The organism is Nocardia sp. NPDC056000 (genome assembly GCF_042269265.1).
Taxonomy (GTDB): domain Bacteria; phylum Actinomycetota; class Actinomycetes; order Mycobacteriales; family Mycobacteriaceae; genus Nocardia.
Genome location: NZ_JBHJXS010000008.1, coordinates 146200 through 164946, shown reverse-complemented (window position 1 = coordinate 164946; position 18747 = coordinate 146200). Strand labels below are relative to the sequence as shown.

General features: G+C 67.4%; 19 protein-coding genes. 3 read left to right on the top strand and 16 right to left on the bottom strand.

The annotated features are described in order from the left end of the window. The first annotated feature begins 73 nt into the window (after nt 1–73). Entirely contained in the window at nt 74–1435 is a 1362-nt protein-coding gene (locus ACFC4D_RS24095; RefSeq protein ID WP_376066728.1) for a DoxX family protein, read from the top strand. Nucleotides 1436–1799: 364 nt separating this feature from the next. Here ACFC4D_RS24095 and ACFC4D_RS24090 read toward each other — a convergent pair whose 3' ends face one another. From ACFC4D_RS24090 to hemL, 7 genes are all read right to left on the bottom strand, one after another. Beyond that, a complete protein-coding gene (locus ACFC4D_RS24090; RefSeq protein WP_364642913.1) occupies nt 1800–2285 on the bottom strand; it encodes a hypothetical protein in 486 nt (161 codons plus the stop codon). Between the two features lie 188 nt (nt 2286–2473). Beyond that, nucleotides 2474–3463, bottom strand: coding sequence for a c-type cytochrome biogenesis protein CcsB (ccsB, locus tag ACFC4D_RS24085; RefSeq protein WP_376066725.1), 990 nt, complete (start codon nt 3461–3463; stop codon nt 2474–2476). Continuing rightward, entirely contained in the window at nt 3463–5088 is a 1626-nt protein-coding gene (locus ACFC4D_RS24080) for a cytochrome c biogenesis protein ResB (RefSeq protein ID WP_376066722.1), read from the bottom strand. The genes ccsB and ACFC4D_RS24080 overlap by 1 nt, the downstream gene beginning before the upstream one ends. After that, entirely contained in the window at nt 5088–5906 is an 819-nt protein-coding gene (locus ACFC4D_RS24075) for a cytochrome c biogenesis CcdA family protein (protein ID WP_364643005.1), read from the bottom strand. Before ACFC4D_RS24075 ends, ACFC4D_RS24080 begins: the two co-directional genes overlap by 1 nt. 2 nt (nt 5907–5908) lie before the next feature. Continuing rightward, nucleotides 5909–6532 (bottom strand): TlpA disulfide reductase family protein, encoded by a 624-nt coding sequence (locus tag ACFC4D_RS24070; protein WP_364642919.1) that lies wholly within the window; start codon nt 6530–6532, stop codon nt 5909–5911. Continuing rightward, on the bottom strand, nt 6529–7134 hold the full coding sequence (locus ACFC4D_RS24065) for a histidine phosphatase family protein (RefSeq protein WP_376066959.1): 606 nt from the start codon (nt 7132–7134) through the stop codon (nt 6529–6531). Before ACFC4D_RS24065 ends, ACFC4D_RS24070 begins: the two co-directional genes overlap by 4 nt. Before the next feature lie 803 nt (nt 7135–7937). Then, nucleotides 7938–9275, bottom strand: a complete 1338-nt coding sequence (gene hemL / locus ACFC4D_RS24060; RefSeq protein WP_364642921.1) for a glutamate-1-semialdehyde 2,1-aminomutase — start codon at nt 9273–9275, stop codon at nt 7938–7940. A 342-nt stretch (nt 9276–9617) separates the two neighbouring features. Between hemL and ACFC4D_RS24055 the strand changes: the two genes are divergently transcribed. Beyond that, nucleotides 9618–10010 carry a hypothetical protein gene (locus ACFC4D_RS24055; protein ID WP_375964296.1) on the top strand — a complete coding sequence of 131 codons (393 nt, stop codon included), beginning with the start codon at nt 9618–9620 and terminating at the stop codon, nt 10008–10010. A 201-nt stretch (nt 10011–10211) separates the two neighbouring features. Here the strand turns inward: ACFC4D_RS24055 and ACFC4D_RS24050 are convergent, their stop codons facing one another. From ACFC4D_RS24050 to hemB, 4 genes are all read right to left on the bottom strand, one after another. Further along, a complete protein-coding gene (locus tag ACFC4D_RS24050; RefSeq protein WP_376066719.1) occupies nt 10212–10472 on the bottom strand; it encodes a hypothetical protein in 261 nt (86 codons plus the stop codon). Then, on the bottom strand, nt 10472–11023 hold the full coding sequence (locus ACFC4D_RS24045) for a hypothetical protein (RefSeq protein WP_375964290.1): 552 nt from the start codon (nt 11021–11023) through the stop codon (nt 10472–10474). The genes ACFC4D_RS24050 and ACFC4D_RS24045 overlap by 1 nt, the downstream gene beginning before the upstream one ends. A 307-nt stretch (nt 11024–11330) precedes the next feature. Further along, nucleotides 11331–11834 carry a hypothetical protein gene (locus ACFC4D_RS24040; RefSeq protein ID WP_375964288.1) on the bottom strand — a complete coding sequence of 168 codons (504 nt, stop codon included), beginning with the start codon at nt 11832–11834 and terminating at the stop codon, nt 11331–11333. 25 nt (nt 11835–11859) lie between these two features. Continuing rightward, nucleotides 11860–12837 (bottom strand): porphobilinogen synthase, encoded by a 978-nt coding sequence (gene hemB / locus ACFC4D_RS24035; RefSeq protein ID WP_376066716.1) that lies wholly within the window; start codon nt 12835–12837, stop codon nt 11860–11862. Nucleotides 12838–13041: 204 nt separating this feature from the next. On the opposite strand from hemB, the gene ACFC4D_RS24030 reads away from it, so the two are divergent. Beyond that, complete coding sequence (locus ACFC4D_RS24030) at nt 13042–13347, top strand: hypothetical protein (protein WP_376066714.1); 306 nt, start codon at nt 13042–13044, stop codon at nt 13345–13347. Between the two features lie 125 nt (nt 13348–13472). Here the strand turns inward: ACFC4D_RS24030 and ACFC4D_RS24025 are convergent, their stop codons facing one another. The 5 genes from ACFC4D_RS24025 to ACFC4D_RS24005 all read right to left on the bottom strand — a co-directional run bounded on the left by ACFC4D_RS24025 (nt 13473) and on the right by ACFC4D_RS24005 (nt 18715). Further along, on the bottom strand, nt 13473–13724 hold the full coding sequence (locus ACFC4D_RS24025; protein WP_376066712.1) for a hypothetical protein: 252 nt from the start codon (nt 13722–13724) through the stop codon (nt 13473–13475). A 209-nt stretch (nt 13725–13933) separates the two neighbouring features. Beyond that, nucleotides 13934–15496 (bottom strand): bifunctional uroporphyrinogen-III C-methyltransferase/uroporphyrinogen-III synthase, encoded by a 1563-nt coding sequence (locus tag ACFC4D_RS24020; protein ID WP_364642936.1) that lies wholly within the window; start codon nt 15494–15496, stop codon nt 13934–13936. After that, nucleotides 15493–16566: a hydroxymethylbilane synthase gene (hemC, locus tag ACFC4D_RS24015; protein WP_375964275.1), complete on the bottom strand. Its 1074-nt coding sequence runs from the start codon at nt 16564–16566 to the stop codon at nt 15493–15495. The genes ACFC4D_RS24020 and hemC overlap by 4 nt, the downstream gene beginning before the upstream one ends. After that, a complete protein-coding gene (locus tag ACFC4D_RS24010; protein ID WP_375964273.1) occupies nt 16563–17951 on the bottom strand; it encodes a glutamyl-tRNA reductase in 1389 nt (462 codons plus the stop codon). Before ACFC4D_RS24010 ends, hemC begins: the two co-directional genes overlap by 4 nt. Continuing rightward, nucleotides 17948–18715, bottom strand: coding sequence for a redox-sensing transcriptional repressor Rex (locus ACFC4D_RS24005; protein WP_364642942.1), 768 nt, complete (start codon nt 18713–18715; stop codon nt 17948–17950). Before ACFC4D_RS24005 ends, ACFC4D_RS24010 begins: the two co-directional genes overlap by 4 nt. Between the last annotated feature and the right edge of the window lie 32 nt (nt 18716–18747).

Genomic DNA, 18747 nt, shown 5'->3' with positions numbered 1-18747 from the left:
ACCGGGGGCGGGGGGCGCAATAACGTTCTGACCTGCAAAGGAATTGGCCGTCGGGGCCGTGGGAGGGAAGATCGTGGTTGCGCAGTTGACGGCCGAGGTGGTTGGGGCGGATACCGAGCCGGGCGGGGTGGATCGATGGCATCCGTTGGCGCGCATGGCTTTTCGGTTCGGGTTCGTGTTCGTGGGGCTGGGGATGGCGGGGGTGTGGCTGGCGACGGCGCTGTTTCGGTCGCTCGGGGTGTCGCAGGAATCGGTGACCGAGTTGGGGACGTGGACGGCATTGCATCCGCTGACCGATTGGGTCGGATCGCAGGTGTTCGGCACCGTGGTCGATTTCACGCCTACGGGGAGTGGAGATACTGCGGCGCAGTGGGTTTCGGTATTCACCTGGTTGCTGGTGGCGATCGCGGTGACCGGGGTGTGGTCGGTGCTGGATCGGCGGCGCGGGGACTACGCGCGGCTGTACGGGTGGTTCCGACTGCTGCTGCGGGCCGCGCTGGTGAGTGCGCTGCTGCTGTACGGGATGGTGAAATTGCTGCCGTCGCAGATGTCGATGATTCTGCAGCGGCTGGTGGAACCATTCGGGGATATGAGTCCGATGTCGGTGCTGTGGGCACAGACATCACTGTCCGAACCGTATGAAATCGCCTTGGGGGCAGCGGAAGTCACGGCGGCGCTGCTACTGGTGCTGCCGGTCACCGCGGGGCTGGGGGCGGTGCTCGCGTTCATCGTGACATTGCAGGTGGCGCTGCTGAATTTGACGTTCGACGTGCCGGTGAAAATCTTCTCACTGCAATTGCTCATCCTCGCGGTGGTGCTCGCGACCCCCGATATCGGACGCACGGTGCGGGCGCTGATCGGCCGGACGGTGCCCGCGCGTGTTCCGGAGCTGCGCTTCGGCAGTCGCCGCGGGAATCGGATAATGCTTGCGGCCCAACTGATTTTCGGCGGCTGGCTGCTGTTCACCGCCATCAGCGAGGGATACGACGGCTGGCAGACCTACGGCAGCGCCCGCCCGCAGTCACCGCTGTACGGCATCTGGAATGTCACCGAATACACCGTCGCCGGTCAGCAGGTGCCCGCCCTGGTCGATTTCCGCGACGGATCGCACGGCGGCCTGCCGAACGCCTCGGATCGCTTGCGGCGCATCATCTTCGATATCCCGACCGCCGTCACCGCACAGCGCATGGACGATTCCCTGCTGGCTTTCCCGGCCGAGATCGATACCGACCGGCGCACCATCACCATCGCCCAGGATTCGGCGCGGACGTTCGCCAGCCTGAACTACGAACAGCCGCAACCGAATCAACTGATCCTGGATGGTTCGCTAGCGGGCCGCCCGATCCATATGCGGCTGACGCTGGTCCCCCTGGACCACTTCCCCGCGGTCTCCCGCGGTTTTCACTGGGTGCAGGCGACGCCCTATATGCGCTAGCCCGCGCGGCTGGTGCGTGAGCGTATAGGCGGCGCGCTGTTCGCGCCCCCGATAGTCGAGGTCGGTGCCGCCGCCGAGGTGTGAGGCGACGCGCAGGGTGAGCCAGATGCCGACCGGCAGGACGGCTGTCGCGGGGTCGATCACGTCTTCTCCCAAGGGTTTCCGGTACATGCTGTAACAGACATCAGCACAGTACAAGCACCCGCGGTATCGACTGAAGATTACTGTGACGTGATGTCGCACTCATTCGCCGCGGAGCTGTCCGCCGAGTGCCCCGGCACACACTCCCGCCCCGAAAACACTTCGGGGGCAGTCGAATCGAATTCGACTGCCCCCAAAATATGGAGCTACCTACCCCGAGGGATCAGGGCAGAACCTGCGGGATGACGTCGGGGGCGATGGCCCCGACGATCAGGCCGACGAGCGCGCCCTGGAAGGCCGGGCCGAGGGCGCACAGCGGGATCAGCACGATACCGACGATGGTGGCGGCACAGACGACCGCGCCGACCACGGCGCCGACAATCGCGCCGGCGGCGGCGCCATTGCCCAGCGGATCATGGTTGGCCGCATTGGGATTGGTGGCGATCTCCTGCGCGGCCGCGACCGGCTGCACCTCATCCTGCACCGCAGGCTGTTCGACGACGGCCGCGGCCTCGGCGACCGGAGCGGCCTGCTGCACCGCGATCGGGGCCTGCTCGGCCGAGATCACCTGCGTCACGGCGGCGGGCTGGAGGATTCCGACAGGAGCGTCGGCGGAGGCGGTTCCCGACCCAACGACGGCAATGCCGACGGCGAGCGGCAATGCCGCGATAAGAGCCTTACGACCGAAATTACGCATGGTGCGACGCATGATTTTCCTAATTCTCCCGACCCCGTGCGCGCTCGAATGAGATGGCGCGCAGAACGTTTCACGTTGCGAAAGGCAACGGAACAAGTTCTATCCGATCGCGGTCGGCAAATCAAGCCCGAGTACCGTTATACGCACTCGGGCCAATTGTGTTCGGCGACACTGCGATCGGCCACGGGGGCCGAAAGGTATTAGTTCAAGCCCGCATACGAATGCAGACCGCTCACCACGATATTGATGATGAAGAGGTTGAAAAGCATCGCCACGAAACCCGCGATATTGATCCACGCGGCCTTCGTATCCCGCCAGCCGGAGGTGGCGCGGGCATGCAAATAGGCGGCGTACAGGACCCAGGCGATGAAGGAGCAGGTTTCCTTCGGATCCCAGCCCCAGAAGCGGCCCCAGGCGGCTTCGGCCCAAATCGCGCCGAGGATTACACCGGTGCCGAAAATGGGGAAGCCGATGATGGTGGTGCGGTAGGCGAGCCGGTCCAGTAGCTGGGCGTCGGGGAGGCGGCGGGCCAACTGGCCGAGCAGGTTGTCGGATTCGAGGCCCGCGGGCTGCCACATGCGGAACAGGAACAGCAGACTCGCCACACCCGACACCAGGAAGACGCCGCTGCCGATGGAGACGACGGTGACGTGGATCGGGAGCCAGTAGGACTTCAGGGCCGGAACCACGGGGGCCGCGTCGACATGCAGTTTGGTGCCCGCCAGGAACAGCAGCACCAGCACCGGCACCAGCAGGAACGCCCACATGGCGCGGTAGCGCTGATCACGCAGCAGCACCAGGCCCAGCAAAACCGCGGCGGCACAGGCCATGCTGATGAACTCGAACATATTGCCGAGCGGGAAACGGTGAGTCGCGAAGCCACGCAGCACAATCGACACCGCGTGCGCGCCGAAACCGACGAACAGCACCGCGAAAGCCATATTGCCCAGACGTTCCGGGAACGGGCGCTTGGCGCGCTCGGTCGGCACCACGCGGCCGGGCACATCCGGGGCGGGTTCGGGAGCCTTGTCCGAGCCGCCGCCCGCGGTGACCAGTTCCCGCGCGGTGGTGGGCACGCTGCGGGTGATGGCGAACTGCCACACCAGCATGATCCAGACCAGCGCGTAGATCACGATGGCCGATTTGAAGGCGAGATCGCTGTAGGAGGCGATGTTCTCGTCGATCGGCATTACTTGTCTCCCGTGTTCTCGGTCAGCAGCCGCTCACGCAGTCGGTCGAATTCGCCGCCCCAACCGGCCTGGTCGGTGCGGGCCAATCCACCCATTTCTACTACGGTACGTCGTACTCCATCGGCCTCGGCGCCGGGGTACACCCGCAACCAGATGCGCCGCCGCTTCACCAGCAGCGACACCAGCAGACCCGCCATCATGGTGAGCGCGCAGATCAGCACCCACTGCTGCGCCGGATCATGCGACACCTGCAGATTCACGAATTCCTTGGCACCGTCGAAGGTCACCTTGGTGCCGTCGGACAGCGTCGAGGTGTCACCGGGCTTCAAATTCACCCGCTGCTCCTTGACCAGCCGCCCCTGCTTGATCATCTCCGGATCCAGCGAGAACAGCGACTGCGCGCGACCGGTATCCAGGCCCGTATCGCCCTGATAGATATCGACAGCGACCATCGGATCCCGCATCGCCGGATACATCGAGGTCAGCAGCGAACCGTGCAGCAGCGCGGTCGGCGCGAACAAACCCTGGATCGCGACCTGATGCTTACGCCGCTCATCCTCGCTCGGATACATACCGCCCGGCGGATCGATGCGCAGCACACCCGAGGACAGGAATGTGGTCGCGTCGTCCGGCTTCCACTGAATCGTCTCGGTGCGGGTCTTGCCATTCGGGAACGTCACCGTGAACGTCGGCGCGAAACCGTGGCCCTGCAAATAGACCCGGTCCCCCGCGACCCGCAGCGGATGATTCACCTGAATGCTGGTGTCCCGCCAGGTCCCCGACTCCAGATCCGCACCCGACTGATACTGGATATTCGAGGAGAACATGGCGGCCTGGCCGTTCTCCAGATAGTCGGCCTTGAAGTCCTTGACCCGCACGCACATCGGCGACAAACCGGTGCCGTCGTTCACATTGCCCGCGCGGAACGAATCGAATACCGCCGGGGACGTGGTGCAGAAACCCGGGCCGTCATCGGCGATGACCACCACATTGCCCTCGTACCCGAACAATTTGCCGATGGCGATCGCGGCCAGCAGACCCACCAGCGCCAAATGGAAAACCAGATTGCCCGCCTCGCGGGTGTAGCCCTTCTCCGCCGAGAGCGTGATCTCACCCTCGCGCGTGCCCGGCTGCACCACGGTGCGCCAGCCGCGCAATTCCTTGCGCGCCCGCTCGATCACCGCATCCGGCGTGGCGGCATCGGAACCGCTGAAGTTGTGCGGCAACCGCGACAGATTGCGCGGCGCTTTCACCGGCGGCGTGCGCAATGCCCGATAGTGATCGAGCACGCGCGGCAGAATGCAGCCCACCAGCGAAACGAAAAGCAGCACATAGACGGCCGTGAACCACGCGCTGGAGAACACGTCGAACAATTGCAGGCGATCCATCCACGGACCGAGCGTCGCCCGGTCCGCGATGTACTGATCGACCTTCTGCTTGTTCAGACTGCGCTGCGGCAGCAGTGCGCCCGGAATCGCGGCCAGCGCCAGCAGGAACAGCAGCATGAGCGCGGTGCGCATACTGGTCAAACCGCGCCAGGTATTGCGCAGCACGGCGAAAGCCTTGCGCGGCAACGACTGTCGCGGCGGGCGGGCGGGGGCGGGGGTTTCGACGGTGGCAGTCATCAGATCGGCAGGGTCACATTCGAGACGAAGGCGTCGCGGATCCAGGAGATGAACTGGTCCCACGCCCCGGTCACCAGGGCGATGCCGACGACAACCAGCAGGATGCCGCCGATCACCTGAATGGTGCGGGAATTACGGCGCAACCAGCCGACACCGCGCAACGCGGTCGCCGAACCGAACGCCAGGATCACGAAGGGCAGGCCCAGGCCCAGGCAGTAGGCCACGATGAGGGCGACACCGCGCGCGGCGGTGGTGCCCTCGGTACCCGCGGACACCGCCATCACACCCGACAGCGTGGGGCCCAGGCACGGCGTCCAGCCGAGCGCGAACACCGCGCCCAGCAGCGGTGCGCCGATCAGGCCGCTCAGGCGGCGCGGTTCCATCCGGGTATCGCGCTGCAATGCCGGAATCAAGCCGATGAAGGCGAGGCCCATCAGAATCGTGACGCCGCCGCCGATGCGTTGCAGCAGTTCACGATTCACATTCAAGGCTTGAATGGTGCCGAAGACGGTGGCCGAGGCCAGCACGAAAACGACGGTGAAGCCGAGTACGAACAATCCGGCCGCGCCCGCCACTCGCATACGACCGCGATTGCGTTCGGCGACCGCCGTGCGCTGCGCGGACTCCACCGTCACCGGCGGAGCCTCGGCGCCGACCACACCCGCGAGATAGGACAGATAACCCGGCACCAGCGGCACCACGCACGGCGACGCGAACGACACCAGACCCGCCAGCACGCACGCGCCGAGCGCGAGCAGCAGCGGGCCGGTGGCGGCGGTCTGCTGGAACGAATCACCCACGCTGGCAAGGACTGTCACGCTCACTGCTGACCTTCCTTGGCCAGCTTGTCCACCGTCGGCTGCAGATCCGAGGCGAGCAGCGAACGCAGGAACACCGCGGCGACACGGTGATCGCGGTCCAGCACGATCGTGGTCGGAATGACGCTGGTCGGGAATTTGCCGCCCAGCGCGAGCAGACTCCGCATCGACGGGTCATAGATCGACGGGTAGCCGACCTTGTTGTCGGTGACGAAATCCTGCGCCTTGTCCTGCTGATTATCGCGCACATTGATACCCAGGAAGGCGACACCCTTGTCCCGGGTGGCCTCGTAAACCTGTTCCAGCGCAGGCGCTTCCGCGCGGCACGGGCCACACCACTGACCCCACAGATTGATGACCACGACCTTGCCGGGGAAGTCGTCCACCGAGGTGGTCTTCCCCGCCGTCATCAAATCCGGGCCGGACAGCTTGCCGATGGTGCCGCGCGATTCCGGCGGATCGTAGAAGATATCGGTCTTACCGCCGGGCGAGACGAAATCGAAGGTCCCGCCCTGCGCCACCGCGTCCTTGCCCGCGGTCGAGCAACCGGCGAGCACCGCCACCAGGGACAGGCTCGCCAGCAGGATCGACACGATACGACCGGGCCGGGACGCGGACCGGCTCATGCCCCCGTCACCTTGGGATCCGAGGTGCCCGCGGGTTCGCTGTAGACGATATCGATCAACGTATCGCCCTGGTACACAAGCGAAGTCATCGACGCGAGCGAGCACTGCCGGTTACGCGGGTCATGCCACAGGCGCTGGCCCTGCAGGAAACGGCGCAGCGTCCACACCGGCAGCTGATGCGAGACCAGCACGGCCTCGCGGCCCGCCGCCTCGACCCGGGCCTTGTTCACCGCGGCCAGCATGCGATGCGCGATCTGCAGATACGGCTCACCCCAGGACGGCGTGAACGGATCGCGCATCTTCCACCAATGCCGGGGCTTGCGCAGCGCGCCGTCACTCATCGAGACCCGCAGGCCCTCGAAGGTATTGCCCGCCTCGATCAGGTTGTCATCGGTACGAATGATCACACCGTGGTGTGCCGCAATGGGTTCCGCGGTCTCCTGCGCGCGCTGCAGCGGCGACGCCACCACCAGCGCGATATCGTGATCGGCCAGCGAACGCGCCACGGCCTGCGCCTGCGCCCGCCCCGTCACCGACAACTGGAATCCGGGCAGGCGGCCGTACAGAATTCCCTTGGGATTGTGCACCTCACCGTGCCGCATCACGTGCACGATGGTCTCGACATCATCGGCCACATCACCGGGCAGCACGAAACCGCTTGCGGCGAGCGCGCTTTCGCCCGACTCGACTGCGGTCGAAGTCTCCGTCACGCCCGAGGGCTCGGTCACGGCATCATCCGCATCGGTGTGCGCATCGGCAGCGGACGGTTCATCCGCCGCCACCTCGACAACAGCGGCGAAACCGGTGGCGGGCGTATCAAGACCGGCCGAAACCACATCGGCCTTGGCAGGCTCACCGATCGACACCGCGTCGGCGAAGAAATCCACCGCGGCGGCACCCGCGTCGGCCCGATCGGCGTCCTCCACCGCGGCGGCGACGGCAGCGGCGGACCGGCTGGCATCGGCGGCCGACGCGGCATTCCACTCGGCGACGATCGCCGCGAGATCGGCGGGCGACGCCTCCTGCTCCGCGCTCACCGCTGCACCCGCGACATCGGGATTTTCGTCGACCACGTCAACGGCCTCGGTCTCGGACGCGACCGGCGACTCGGCATCGGGCTTCGGAGCGGCAGTCTTCTTCCTGCGCGGCGCCTTCTTCGATTTGGCGGCGGCAGGCGCGGCGTTCCCGGCCGCAGCAGCCTCAGCCACAGGTGCTGTGGATTCGGCTGCGGGCGTTGCGGATTCGGCTGCGGGCGTTGCGGATTCGGCCGGGGAGACCGCGATGTTCTCGCCGGTTTCGGCGAGTTCGTCTTCGGCCTGGCGGATGGAGTCCAGCAGGCGGGAGGCCTCGGCGGGGGTGAGGGGGACGGGGGCCGGGGCGGGTAGACCGGTCTCGGGCTGGGAGGTCACGCGGCGGATCCTTCGGGGGTGGCGGCGGCCGCGGCACGCGCGGCGGCGGGGAGGGCGGCGGCGATGCGATCGAATGCGTCCTCGTCGAGTGCCGCGGAGACGAACCAGGCCTCGAAGGCGCTCGGGGGCGCGTACACGCCCGCCGCGAGCAGGGCATGGAAGAAGGCGGGGAAACGCCAGGTCTCGGCCGCCTTGGCGGCGGCATAGTCGGTGACCGGGGTGTCGGCGAAGAACACGCTCACCATATTGCCTGCGAATTGCACCTGATGCCGGACGCCTTCGGCCGCGAGCGCATCACCGAGCAGGGTGCCGAGCCGCTTCGAATTGCGATCCAGCGCGGCGTACACCTCGGCATCGGCGGCGCGCAGTGTGGCCAGACCCGCCGCCACCGCGACCGGATTACCCGACAGCGTGCCCGCCTGATAGACCGGGCCGAGCGGGGCCAGATGATTCATGATCTCGGCGCGACCACCGAACGCCGCGGCGGGCAGACCGCCGCTCATCACCTTGCCGAAGGTGTAGAGGTCGCCCGCCACACCCTCGAGTCCGTACCAACCGGCCGCGCTCACCCGGAATCCGGTCATGACCTCATCCATGATGAGCAGCGCGCCATTGTCCTGCGTGAGCTTGCGCAGCCCCGCGTTGAAACCGGGCAGCGGTGCGACCGCGCCCATATTGCCCGCGGCGGCCTCGGTGATCACGCACGCGATCTGCCCGGGATTGGCGGCGAACGCCGCGGCCACGGCCTCGAGATCGTTGTACGGCAGCACGATGGTGTCGGCCGCCTGCGCACCGGTGACGCCCGGCGAGGTCGGCAGGCCCAGCGTCGCGACGCCCGATCCGGCGTCGGCGAGCAGCGCGTCCACATGCCCGTGATAGCAACCGCTGAACTTGATGATCTTGGAGCGCCCGGTGAAACCGCGCGCCAGCCGGACCGCGCTCATGGTGGCCTCGGTACCGGAGTTCACCAGCCGCACCCGCTCGACGGGTTCCACCCGCGCCGCGATGGCCTCGGCCAGCAGAATCTCCGCCTCGGTCGGCGCACCGAACGACAGCCCGCCGACGGCGGCGCGCCGCACGGCCTCGACGACCTCGGGGTGCGCGTGCCCGAGAATCATCGGGCCCCACGAACACACCAGGTCGATGTAGTCGTTGCCGTCGGCATCGGTCAGCGTGTAGCCGCTCGCGGATGCGATGAACCGCGGCGTCCCGCCCACCGAATTGAAGGCCCGCACCGGCGAATTCACGCCACCCGGAATGACCGCCGCGGCGCGTTCGAAAAGCTGGGCTGAGACCGGCACCGACGCCTGGCTCACACGCGGAGAAGAACTCACGTCCCCCAGTCTCTCAGCCGTCGCATCCCCGTCGACGACAGGGTGTAGGAGAGTGCGCTGTCCCACAGCCCAACCCGACATCTTCGCATCCCGGGCCGCCGCTCGCATCCGCAAGAAGCTCAGCCCCAGCGCACCCGACCCCGAGCCCGCGCACCACACCGCGGCGCAACGCGATAGCCGGAGATCCTCGCACCGCTCTCGACGCGCCGGTGCGGCTGGCGGGGATGCGGTGGCATCGGGGCAACACGCCGGAATGGTTCGGGGACAACATCGATCGCTGGATAGTTGCTGGTGCGTAATCTCACGATCCAGGTATCAGACATCGAGAGAGGGCTGAACTGTATGCGGGTGGCGCGTGTCGGTGCGGGAGTACTGGTGGCAGCGGGAGTTTCGGCGGGGGTGCTGACGTGCGCCGGAACGGCGGCCGCCGGGACGCCGATCATGCAGCCCGATCAAGGACGGATCGGGCTCGCGCTCTCCCACGATGAGACCGCCGGGCTGGCCGGTGGGCCGGTGCCCGCGGTGGTGAGCATGTTCGTACCGCTGAGCCGAATGGGTGCGGGGCTCAAGCCGGACACCACGATCTACAAGGACGACACCGGCGGCGTGCACGCCTCACTGCGGCAGGTGGTGTCCGAAGCCGCCGACCATCCCGACGGCTCCGTCGTCATCTATGTCAATGCCCCCGGATCGCGCGGTGGGCGAGTGCTGGATGTTTACCAGAACTGGGGCTGAACACTTTTCGGCTGTCGGAGGCGGCGGTGGCCTGAGCCAGCCGCCGCTACGACAGCGGAATGCCCAGGCAGAGGGCGGCGAAGCCCGTGCTGAGCAGGCAGTTCAATTGGACCGGCAGTAGGTCTTGCCAGGAGAACGCGGGTGTAGGCATCAGCGTCATGGCTTCCATTCTCCGCCCGCACTCCCCCGGAACACCGGTAATCAGTGCTCTTCGCGCACCTGCGCGCGGCGTGTCGGATGCAGCGCCCGCGCCACCAGATCGATGCCGACGAGTCCGGCGATGATCACCAGCGCCGCCGCTCCGGCCAGCCACGGACCCGAATACCGGGTCGCGGAGAAACCGGGCACATCCCCCGACGGTTTGAACCACGTGGTGTGAATGCCATTGCGCCAGCACCACACCGCCGCGGCGGCGAGCACCGCGGCGACCACGAATTCGGCGAGCACGGCGAGCCACCGCATCACCGCGCCTCCTTCTCCTCGTCGCCCTCGGCCGGTCCGGCGTCGGCCACCGCGCTCTCGGCCGCGGGTGCCGCGGTTCCGTCGAGCGCCGCCACCGCCGCGGTCAATTCCGCGCGCAGCGTGTGGTGATCGCGCGCCCACGCCTGCACCAGGCTGCCGTCGCGCAGTTTCAGTCCGATGCCCTTGCGCCGCCGCGGCACCCCGGTGAGTTCCCCGAGTGCGCGCGCCGACTCCCAGTCCTCATCATCCCAGGACTCTTCATCGATCTCGGGCAACACTTCGGCAATGTTGCGCAGCGGCAGCGTTTCGGTGCCCTCGCGCAGCGTGTCGGGGGTGAGTTCGACGCTGATATGCCGTTTTCCGGCGATTACCTGCAACCAGACGAAACCGGCCAGCAGCAGCCCGCAGAAGATCAATCCGAACCAGTGCGCCTCGCCGCCGCGAATGACCTCCAGCGCCAGCACGATTCCACACAGCACGGGACCGTAGGCAATGGTGCGATAGCGCGCACCGGGCTCGGAGAACAGCACGTTCGCGACGGGGTCACTCATAGGTAGAACCTAGCCGGACCGCGCGAAACGGACGAACGGCACACTGCGAGCGGTGTGCTCAGGCCAGCAGGCTGGGAATCAGCAGCACGGCGAGGGTGAGCAGTCCGAACAGGAAAAGCAGACTCAACCCCAGCACATCGCGCCGAAGGCTGTGTGGTTGCTGAATAACCACTCGCATCGTTGCCTCCGCCTCTCCGGAGCCGAACGCACCATGGCACAACGCATGACGAGCGACTTCCGGTTCCCGAACTCTCTGTGACAGCCCTCACCATACCCGGTAGTACGCCGGTAACAAACTCCGCAGTACTCACCGCGGTCCGGGCCGGAAGTACGGCTCCGATTCGATTCGGTAGCAAAGGAATACGGCCCCGCCCGCCAGCACCGCCTGCACGATCGAAGCACCGCCCGCGATCACGCCCGCCGTCCCGGTCTGCGTGTTCACCCCGAACATCACCAGCACCGCGCCCAGGATCAGGAACAACCCGTATCCGGTGAGAATCGCTCGCGCCCAATTCTTTCCGCGCCACAGCTGGAAGACCACGGCCGTGCCCGCACCCGTGAGCACCAGCCACAGCAGCGTGATCAGTACCAGACCCACCAGCACCTGCACCTGCGCGGCCGCCAGCGTCACCGGCTGGCGCGAACCCTGCTCCTGCTCGAACAGCTTCTGCGCCAACTCACCTCGCTGCCCCAGCTGCGCAAGCAGCACCGCGATCGCCTGCACCACGCCGACCGCCAGCGCAGCGCACCAGAGTTGAGCGGAGGTGCGCACGTCCTCGGGCACCGGGCGCGCGCCGGTCGGGGGGATCATCGGATTCACCGTGGGCAGAGCCTGTTCAGACAAGCCAGTGCGCGGCTTCGGTGGCCCAGTAGGTCAGCACCATATCCGCCCCCGCGCGCCGAATACCCAACAGCGACTCCAGAATCGCGGCCCGCCGATCGATCCAGCCGTTCTGCGCGGCCGCGGTGATCATCGCGTACTCGCCGGAGATCTGATACGCCGCCACCGGCACCGTGGAACGGTCGGCGACATCGCGCAGGATATCCAGATACGACATGGCGGGCTTCACCATGACGATATCCGCGCCCTCCAGCAGATCCAGCTCAAGTTCGCGGATGGCCTCGCGCCGGTTCGCCGGATCCTGCTGATAGGTGCGGCGATCGCCCTCCAGCGAGGAACCCACCGCCTCCCGGAACGGACCGTAGAACGCCGAGGCGTACTTGGCGGCGTAGGCCAGGATCGCGGTATCGGTGTGCCCGGCGGCGTCCAGACCCTCGCGGATCGCGCCGACCTGACCGTCCATCATGCCGCTGGTGCCGAGCAGATCCGCGCCGGTCTCGGCCTGCGCGATGGCCATATCCACGTAGCGGCGCAGCGTGGCGTCATTGTCGACGCCGCCGTCCTTGCCGATGACGCCGCAGTGCCCGTGATCGGTGAATTCGTCCAGGCAGGTGTCGGCCATGACGACCGTGGATCCGCCGACCTCGTGCACGAGTGCGCGCAGTCCGCGATTGAGAATGCCCTCGGGATCGCTGGCCTGCGATCCGTCCGCGTCCTTGTCCTCGGGGCGCGGCACCCCGAACAGCATGAGCCCGCCCACCCCGGCGGCGACGGCCTCGACCGCGGCCTTGCGCAGCGAATCCATCGAATGCTGGTAGACGCCCGGCATGGAGGAGATCTCACGCGGTTCGTCGAGCCCGTCGGCGACGAACATGGGGAGCACCAATTGCCGTGGCTGCAGGGTGGTTTCGGCCACGAGGCGACGTAGAGCTGGGGTACGGCGCAACCGCCGTGGGCGGTCCATTCCGGTCATACGGCGATGATATGCCCGTCCCGTATGCCCGTCGCGAGTGGCCCGCACCGCGTCGCGGACGGCCCGGAAAGCATTGTGAGCAGCAGACTTTGTCGGTGGTCGCGAGTAGAATCGAAGATGTGTTCGAAGAGATCGCGGCGGGATTTCTCGCCTCGAACTCTGATCGCGACGGGAGGATTGGTCGTGCTTGCAGCCGTACCCAACATGTCCAGCAAGACAAACATGTCCGATGAGGCAGCGGTACCCAAGAAGGGGGACGTGATCGATCACACCTGGCGGCCGCTGTTCAAACAGCCGCTGCCCGCGGGCCGGCCGCGCTCGTGGTACATCCAGCACAATCGGCGGCTCAAGGCCATGCGTCTGGCCATCGCGCTATTGGATTCCGGCGCCTTCAGCGCCGATGTCGCCACCAACGACAAGATCCGCGAAACCGCGGAAACCGTTGGCGTGCACTGGCCTTCGAATGCGACCTGCCGCATGGTGCGCCGCATGATGCAGGCCCAGCGCTGATTTCGGGGTGAAAAGAACAGGTCCTCTCGTCGTCATGACGAGAGGACCTGCCGAACCCTGGATTTCGCGAACCGGGAGCGATTTCGCACCGGGGGTGATCGGGAAGCCTGACGGCTATACCGCTGTCAGACGCACATGCCCGGGAAGCCCATCGGGTCTCCCGGCATCACCGAGGAACCATTGGTCAGGCACTTGAGCAGCAGTGCGGAACCGGAGGCGGAGCCGCTGCCGAAGAACGGGTCGAGCGGTCCGGCCACATCCTGCGCCGGTTCCAGGGGCAGGCCCGACGGCGCGGCGAGCGCGGCACCCGTTCCGGCCGCGAGCAGACCGCTCGAAAGGGCAACCGCGGCAACCGTGTTCACAATCATTCGCTTCACGAAAACGCATCCTTTTTGTCTGTTTCGAACTCGATGCTGAACGTTAGCGGGAGGACGCGAAGGTGAAATGCCGATACTTTCTTGGGCAGTGGATTCCACGTCCCACGAACAAGCCCGCGAACAGACCGCGCGGAAATGACCGAGCCCCGCATCGGTGGATGCGGGGCTCGGTTCCGAGACTGCGAACGCTTCGGCGACTGCCGAATTCGCTAGCGGCTGCGGCGGCTCTTCTTGCGCGGCGGCGGCAGCAGACCCTCGGCGCGCAGATGCGCGGCATGCTCGGCGAGCGCCTCGACCAGCGGGCCGACCTGGGCGATCTCCGGCTGCACATCCACGCGCAGCCCGAATTCGATCGCCGTCTCGGCGGTCTTGGGACCGATGCAGGCCACGATGGTGCGCGCGTGCGGCTTACCGGCGATACCGACCAGATTGCGGACGGTGGAGGACGAGGTGAACAGCACCGCGTCGAACCCGCCGGTCTTGATCATCTCGCGGGTCTCCGCGGGCGGCGGAGACGCGCGCACGGTGCGGTACGCGGTGACATCGTCGATCTCCCAGCCGCGGTCGCGCAAACCCTCGGCGAGCGTCTCGGTGGCGATATCCGCGCGCGGCAGCAGCACCCGGTTCACCGGGTCGAAAACATCGTCGTAGGGCGGGAAATCGGCCAGCAGGCCCTCGGAGGACTGCTCCCCGCTCGGGATCAGCTCCGGGTTGATGCCGAACGAGCGCACCTTCTCCGCGGTGGCCTCGCCGACGCAGGCGATCTTCACACCGGAGAAAGCCCGTGCGTCCAAACCGAATTCGCCGAACTTCTCCCACACCGCGCGCACCGCGTTGGTGGAGGTGAAGACCACCCACTGGTAGCGGCCGTCGACCAGACCCTTGACCGCGCGCTCCATCTGCGCCGGGCTGCGCGGCGGCTCCACCGCGATGGTCGGAACTTCCATCGGGATCGCGCCGTGCATGACGAGCTTCTCGCTCATCTCGCCCGCCTGCTCCTTGGTGCGCGGGACGAGCACGGTCCAGCCGTACAGCGCCCGCGACTCCCACCAGGAGGTCTTGGCGCGCTTCTCGACCTCTTTGCCGACCGTGACGACCAGCGGGCCGACCATTTCCGAGGCGGCGTTGTTCAGCGTGGCCAGGGTGGCGTCGATGGTGCGCTGCTGCCGGGTGGTGCCGCGCACGGTCACCGCCACCGGGGTCTGCGGGGCCATACCGTGTTCCACCAGCGCGCTGGCGGTCTCGGCCAGATGCCCGGAGGTGGCGTGCAGCACCAGCGGGCCGGGCGCCGCCGCGACGGCCGCCCAGTCCACCTCACCGCGCACATCCACCTCGGTGTGGCTGGAGCCCAATTCGATGCCCGCGTACGCGGGCACCGTGGTTCCGGCCGACAGGCCCGGCAGCACCTCGAACATCAGGTGCGAGCGGGTGACGGCGTTGACCTCCTGGATCACCGAATCGGTGGTCAGCGGATCGCCGGACACCAGGCGCACCACGTCGAAACCGTTGCGGGCCTCGGCGATCAGCGTCTTGGCGACCTCGGCGGCATCACCCAGCGCCGGGCGCACATCGACGGGCAGCTGCCCGTCGGGGCCCGGTTCGCCCGCGATGCCGATCAGGGCGAGCACGCCCTTGTCGACATCGGGATCGGTGAATGCAAGCTCGGCCCGGGCGAGCACCTCGCGGGCACGCACGGTGAGCAGCGCAGGATCACCGGGCCCGGATCCAACGAAAAGGATCCGACCCGGGTGCTTCTTCGTCGCTCGGCTCATCGAATGTTCTCCATTGGGCTGGGATTGCTGCTGCTGTCGTCGGATTGCTCGGCCACCGGTGTGCTGTCCCCGGGGTCACTGAGCAGGTCGCGCGCCCCCAGCTCCAAGAGCTCACGCGCCAGTGCACGGCCCAGTTCCGCGGCGTCCGCGAGCGAGCCGACCACAGAGGCCCGGATGGTGTCCGAGCCATCGATCGCCGCCACACATCCGCGCAGCGACAGTTCATCCACCACCCGGCCGTCATCGTCGAGGGATTCGACGACCTCGGCCAGCGCGCCGATCGGGGCGGTGCAACCCGCCTCCAGTTCGGCCAGCAGCGCCCGCTCCGCGGTGATGGCGGCACGGGTGCCGGCATCGTCGAGGGCGGACAGGATGGTCACGAGTTCGGTGTCCTCGCTGCGGCATTCGACAGCGAGCGCGCCCTGCGCGGGAGCGGGCAGCATCTGCACCGGCTCCAGCGATTCGGTCACGACATCGAGCCGGTTGATGCGGGCCAGCCCGGCCCGGGCCACCACGACGGCATCGAGTTCACCATTGGCGACTTTGGAGATTCTGGTGTCGAGATTGCCGCGCAGCGGCACGATCTCGACCCCGAGGCCCAGCGCCAGCAGCTGCGAGGCGCGGCGCGGGGCGGAGGTGCCGATCTTCGAACCGGCGGGCAGCTCGCCCAGCACCAGGCCGTCGCGCGCCACCAGGGCGTCGCGCGGATCCTGGCGCGGCGGAATGGCCGCGATATCGAAGCGCGGATCCTGCGCGGTCGGCAGATCCTTGTACGAGTGCACCGCGATATCGACTGTGCCCAAGGCCAATTCGTCGCGCAGCGCGGCGGTGAAGACACCGACGCCGATGGTCTGCACCGGCGCGGAGGACTGATCCCCGGCGGTCTTGACGATCACCAGTTCGGCCTGCTGCCCGGCCGCGACGAGCGCGTCGCGCACATGCCCGGCCTGGGTCAGGGCCAGCAGCGAGCCTCGGGTACCGATGCGCCACGGCGCGTCCACGGTTCCACGCAATGTGTCCGGCACGGCTTCCCGCCCTGTCTGTGTGTCCTGCACCATCGCTCCGGTCATGCGGTCAGCCCCTGTTCGTCCCCCGAGTGGGCGGCGGTGAAATCATCGGCCAGCGCCCCGGCGGGGGTGGCGATCTCCATCGGAGCCGCAACCGCCTGCGCCGCACCGGGTTTGAGTTCGAACAGCTCCCGCAGCGCCTCGGCGTAACTGTCGCCGCCGGGTGTGGAAGCCAGCTGCTTGACCCGCACCGTCGGCGCGTGCAGCAGTTTGTCGACAACGCGGCGCACGGTGCGCGCCACTTCCTCGCGATGTGCGGCGTCGAGCCCGGGTAGTCGCGAATCCAGGCGCAATAGCTCGCCCTCGACCACATCGGCGGCCATCTGCCGCAGCGCGGCCACGGTCGGGGTGACCTCGGCCATGCGCTGTCCGGCAAGGTATTTGGTGAGTTCGGCGGCCACGATGGCGCGTGCGGCGGCGGTGTCGTCGGCGGCCGCGCCCGCAGACGGATCGCGCTGCAGCGTCTCGATATCGATGACGGTGACGCCGGGCAATCCGGCGACGGCATGGTCCACATCGCGCGGCAGGCCCAGATCGCAGATGACCAGCTGCTCGCTCGCGCCCGGGGCCGAAAGCGCCAGGTGCACATCGGCGATGGTCATCACGGTGCCCACCGCGCCGGTACAGGTGACCACCACTTCGGCGGCCGCCATCGCGTCCACGAGCCGATCCATATCCATTGCCTCGGCGGCGACGCCGTGCATGGTGGTGGCCGTATTGGCAAGGCGCTCAGCACGTTCCAGCGTCCGGTTCACCACGATGATGCGCGCGACCCCGGCCCGGGCCAGCTGCGCCACCGCGAGTCCGCCCATGGCGCCCGCACCGAGCACCAGCGCGGTGCGACCCTCCAGCGGGCCCAGCACCAGCCGCGCCCGGTCCAGCGCCACCGAGACCACCGACGCGCCCGCGCGATCGATCCCGGTCTCCGAATGCACCCGCTTGCCGACCCGCAGCGAATGCTGCGCCAGCTCGTGCAGGGTGCGCCCGGCGGCCTGCTGGGAATCCGAGGCCGCGTAGGCGGCGCGAATCTGGCTGAGCACCTGCTGCTCGCCCACCACCATCGAATCCAGTCCGGAGGCCACCGCGAACAGGTGTTCGGCGGCGGCCTCGGCGTAGCGGACGTAGGCGTGCTTGGTGAGTTCGGGCAGTGGCAGCCCGGAATGCTTGGTCAGCAATTCGCTGATCTCGCCGAGGGCGGGGTGGAAGGCGTCGACCACGGCGTAGATCTCGACGCGATTGCAGGTGGAGACGATCATGGCTTCGGAGACGTGGCTGGAGGCCAGCATCAACTCGGTCAGCTTGGGTCGATCGTGCTCGGTGATCGCGATCTTCTCGAGCACCGCCACCGGCGCGCTGCGATGTGAGATCCCGACGAGAAGCACACTCATGGCTGGACCACCGCTCCCTTGCTGGTTGCCTCCGGCGTGTAGATCACGCCCACCGAATCGCCCACCGCGGCTACCGGCTCCCGTTCGGCCTCCGCATTGCGGGCCAGCTCGAAGGAGAGCAGCTGCATCTCCACCGCGAGATCAACCCGCCGCACCTCTACGTGCGGCGGCGCGTCCAATGCGACGGGCGAAAAGCTCAGAATGCACAACACCCCGGCGGCGACCAGCAGGTCGCATACGCCCTGCGCGGCGGCGTCCGGGGTGGTGATGACCGCTATGGTCGGCTCCAGTTCGGCCACCGCACCGGTCAATTCGGCCACATCGCGCACCGGTAATCCGCACACCTGGGTGCCGATCACCGCGGGATCGTTGTCGAACAGCCCGACCATGGCGAAACCGCGCCGCCGGAAACCGCCGTAGCCGACCAGCGCCCGGCCCAGATGACCCGCGCCGACCAGCACCACCCGATGACCCTCGGAGAGCCCGAGCACGTCTTCGATGCGGTCGCGCAGCTTGATCACGTCGTACCCGACACCGCGTACGCCGTTGGGTCCGAGGAAGGAAAGATCCTTGCGCAATTTGGCGGAACCGACACCCGCCGCGACAGCCAGTTCCTCACTCGATACGATGGCAACAGCATCGTCGGCGAGTACGGCGAGCACCCGCAGATAAGTGGCGAGACGCGCCACTGTGGCCTGCGGGATGTCCTTCTGCAGAGCCCTGCCGGAGACACCACTCGGTGGCGTCTCATGCTGCTCTGTCACGTCGCTTGCGCTCCTCGTCCGGCCGGGGGTGA

What these genes read in the sequence shown, in the direction of transcription:
- ACFC4D_RS24045 (WP_375964290.1), bottom strand. Translation starts at nt 11,023, where the DNA reads ATGAGTGACCCCGTCGCGAACGTGCTGTTCTCCGAGCCCGGTGCGCGC.
- ACFC4D_RS24020 (WP_364642936.1), bottom strand. Translation starts at nt 15,496, where the DNA reads ATGAGCCGAGCGACGAAGAAGCACCCGGGTCGGATCCTTTTCGTTGGA.
- ACFC4D_RS24070 (WP_364642919.1), bottom strand. Translation starts at nt 6,532, where the DNA reads ATGAGCCGGTCCGCGTCCCGGCCCGGTCGTATCGTGTCGATCCTGCTG.
- hemC (WP_375964275.1), bottom strand. Translation starts at nt 16,566, where the DNA reads ATGACCGGAGCGATGGTGCAGGACACACAGACAGGGCGGGAAGCCGTG.
- ACFC4D_RS24040 (WP_375964288.1), bottom strand. Translation starts at nt 11,834, where the DNA reads ATGATCCCCCCGACCGGCGCGCGCCCGGTGCCCGAGGACGTGCGCACC.
- ACFC4D_RS24050 (WP_376066719.1), bottom strand. Translation starts at nt 10,472, where the DNA reads ATGCGGTGGCTCGCCGTGCTCGCCGAATTCGTGGTCGCCGCGGTGCTC.
- ACFC4D_RS24030 (WP_376066714.1), top strand. Translation starts at nt 13,042, where the DNA reads ATGTCCAGCAAGACAAACATGTCCGATGAGGCAGCGGTACCCAAGAAG.
- ACFC4D_RS24055 (WP_375964296.1), top strand. Translation starts at nt 9,618, where the DNA reads ATGCGGGTGGCGCGTGTCGGTGCGGGAGTACTGGTGGCAGCGGGAGTT.
- ACFC4D_RS24010 (WP_375964273.1), bottom strand. Translation starts at nt 17,951, where the DNA reads ATGAGTGTGCTTCTCGTCGGGATCTCACATCGCAGCGCGCCGGTGGCG.
- ACFC4D_RS24065 (WP_376066959.1), bottom strand. Translation starts at nt 7,134, where the DNA reads ATGCGGCACGGTGAGGTGCACAATCCCAAGGGAATTCTGTACGGCCGC.
- ACFC4D_RS24080 (WP_376066722.1), bottom strand. Translation starts at nt 5,088, where the DNA reads ATGACTGCCACCGTCGAAACCCCCGCCCCCGCCCGCCCGCCGCGACAG.
- ccsB (WP_376066725.1), bottom strand. Translation starts at nt 3,463, where the DNA reads ATGCCGATCGACGAGAACATCGCCTCCTACAGCGATCTCGCCTTCAAA.
- ACFC4D_RS24090 (WP_364642913.1), bottom strand. Translation starts at nt 2,285, where the DNA reads ATGCGTCGCACCATGCGTAATTTCGGTCGTAAGGCTCTTATCGCGGCA.
- hemB (WP_376066716.1), bottom strand. Translation starts at nt 12,837, where the DNA reads ATGACCGGAATGGACCGCCCACGGCGGTTGCGCCGTACCCCAGCTCTA.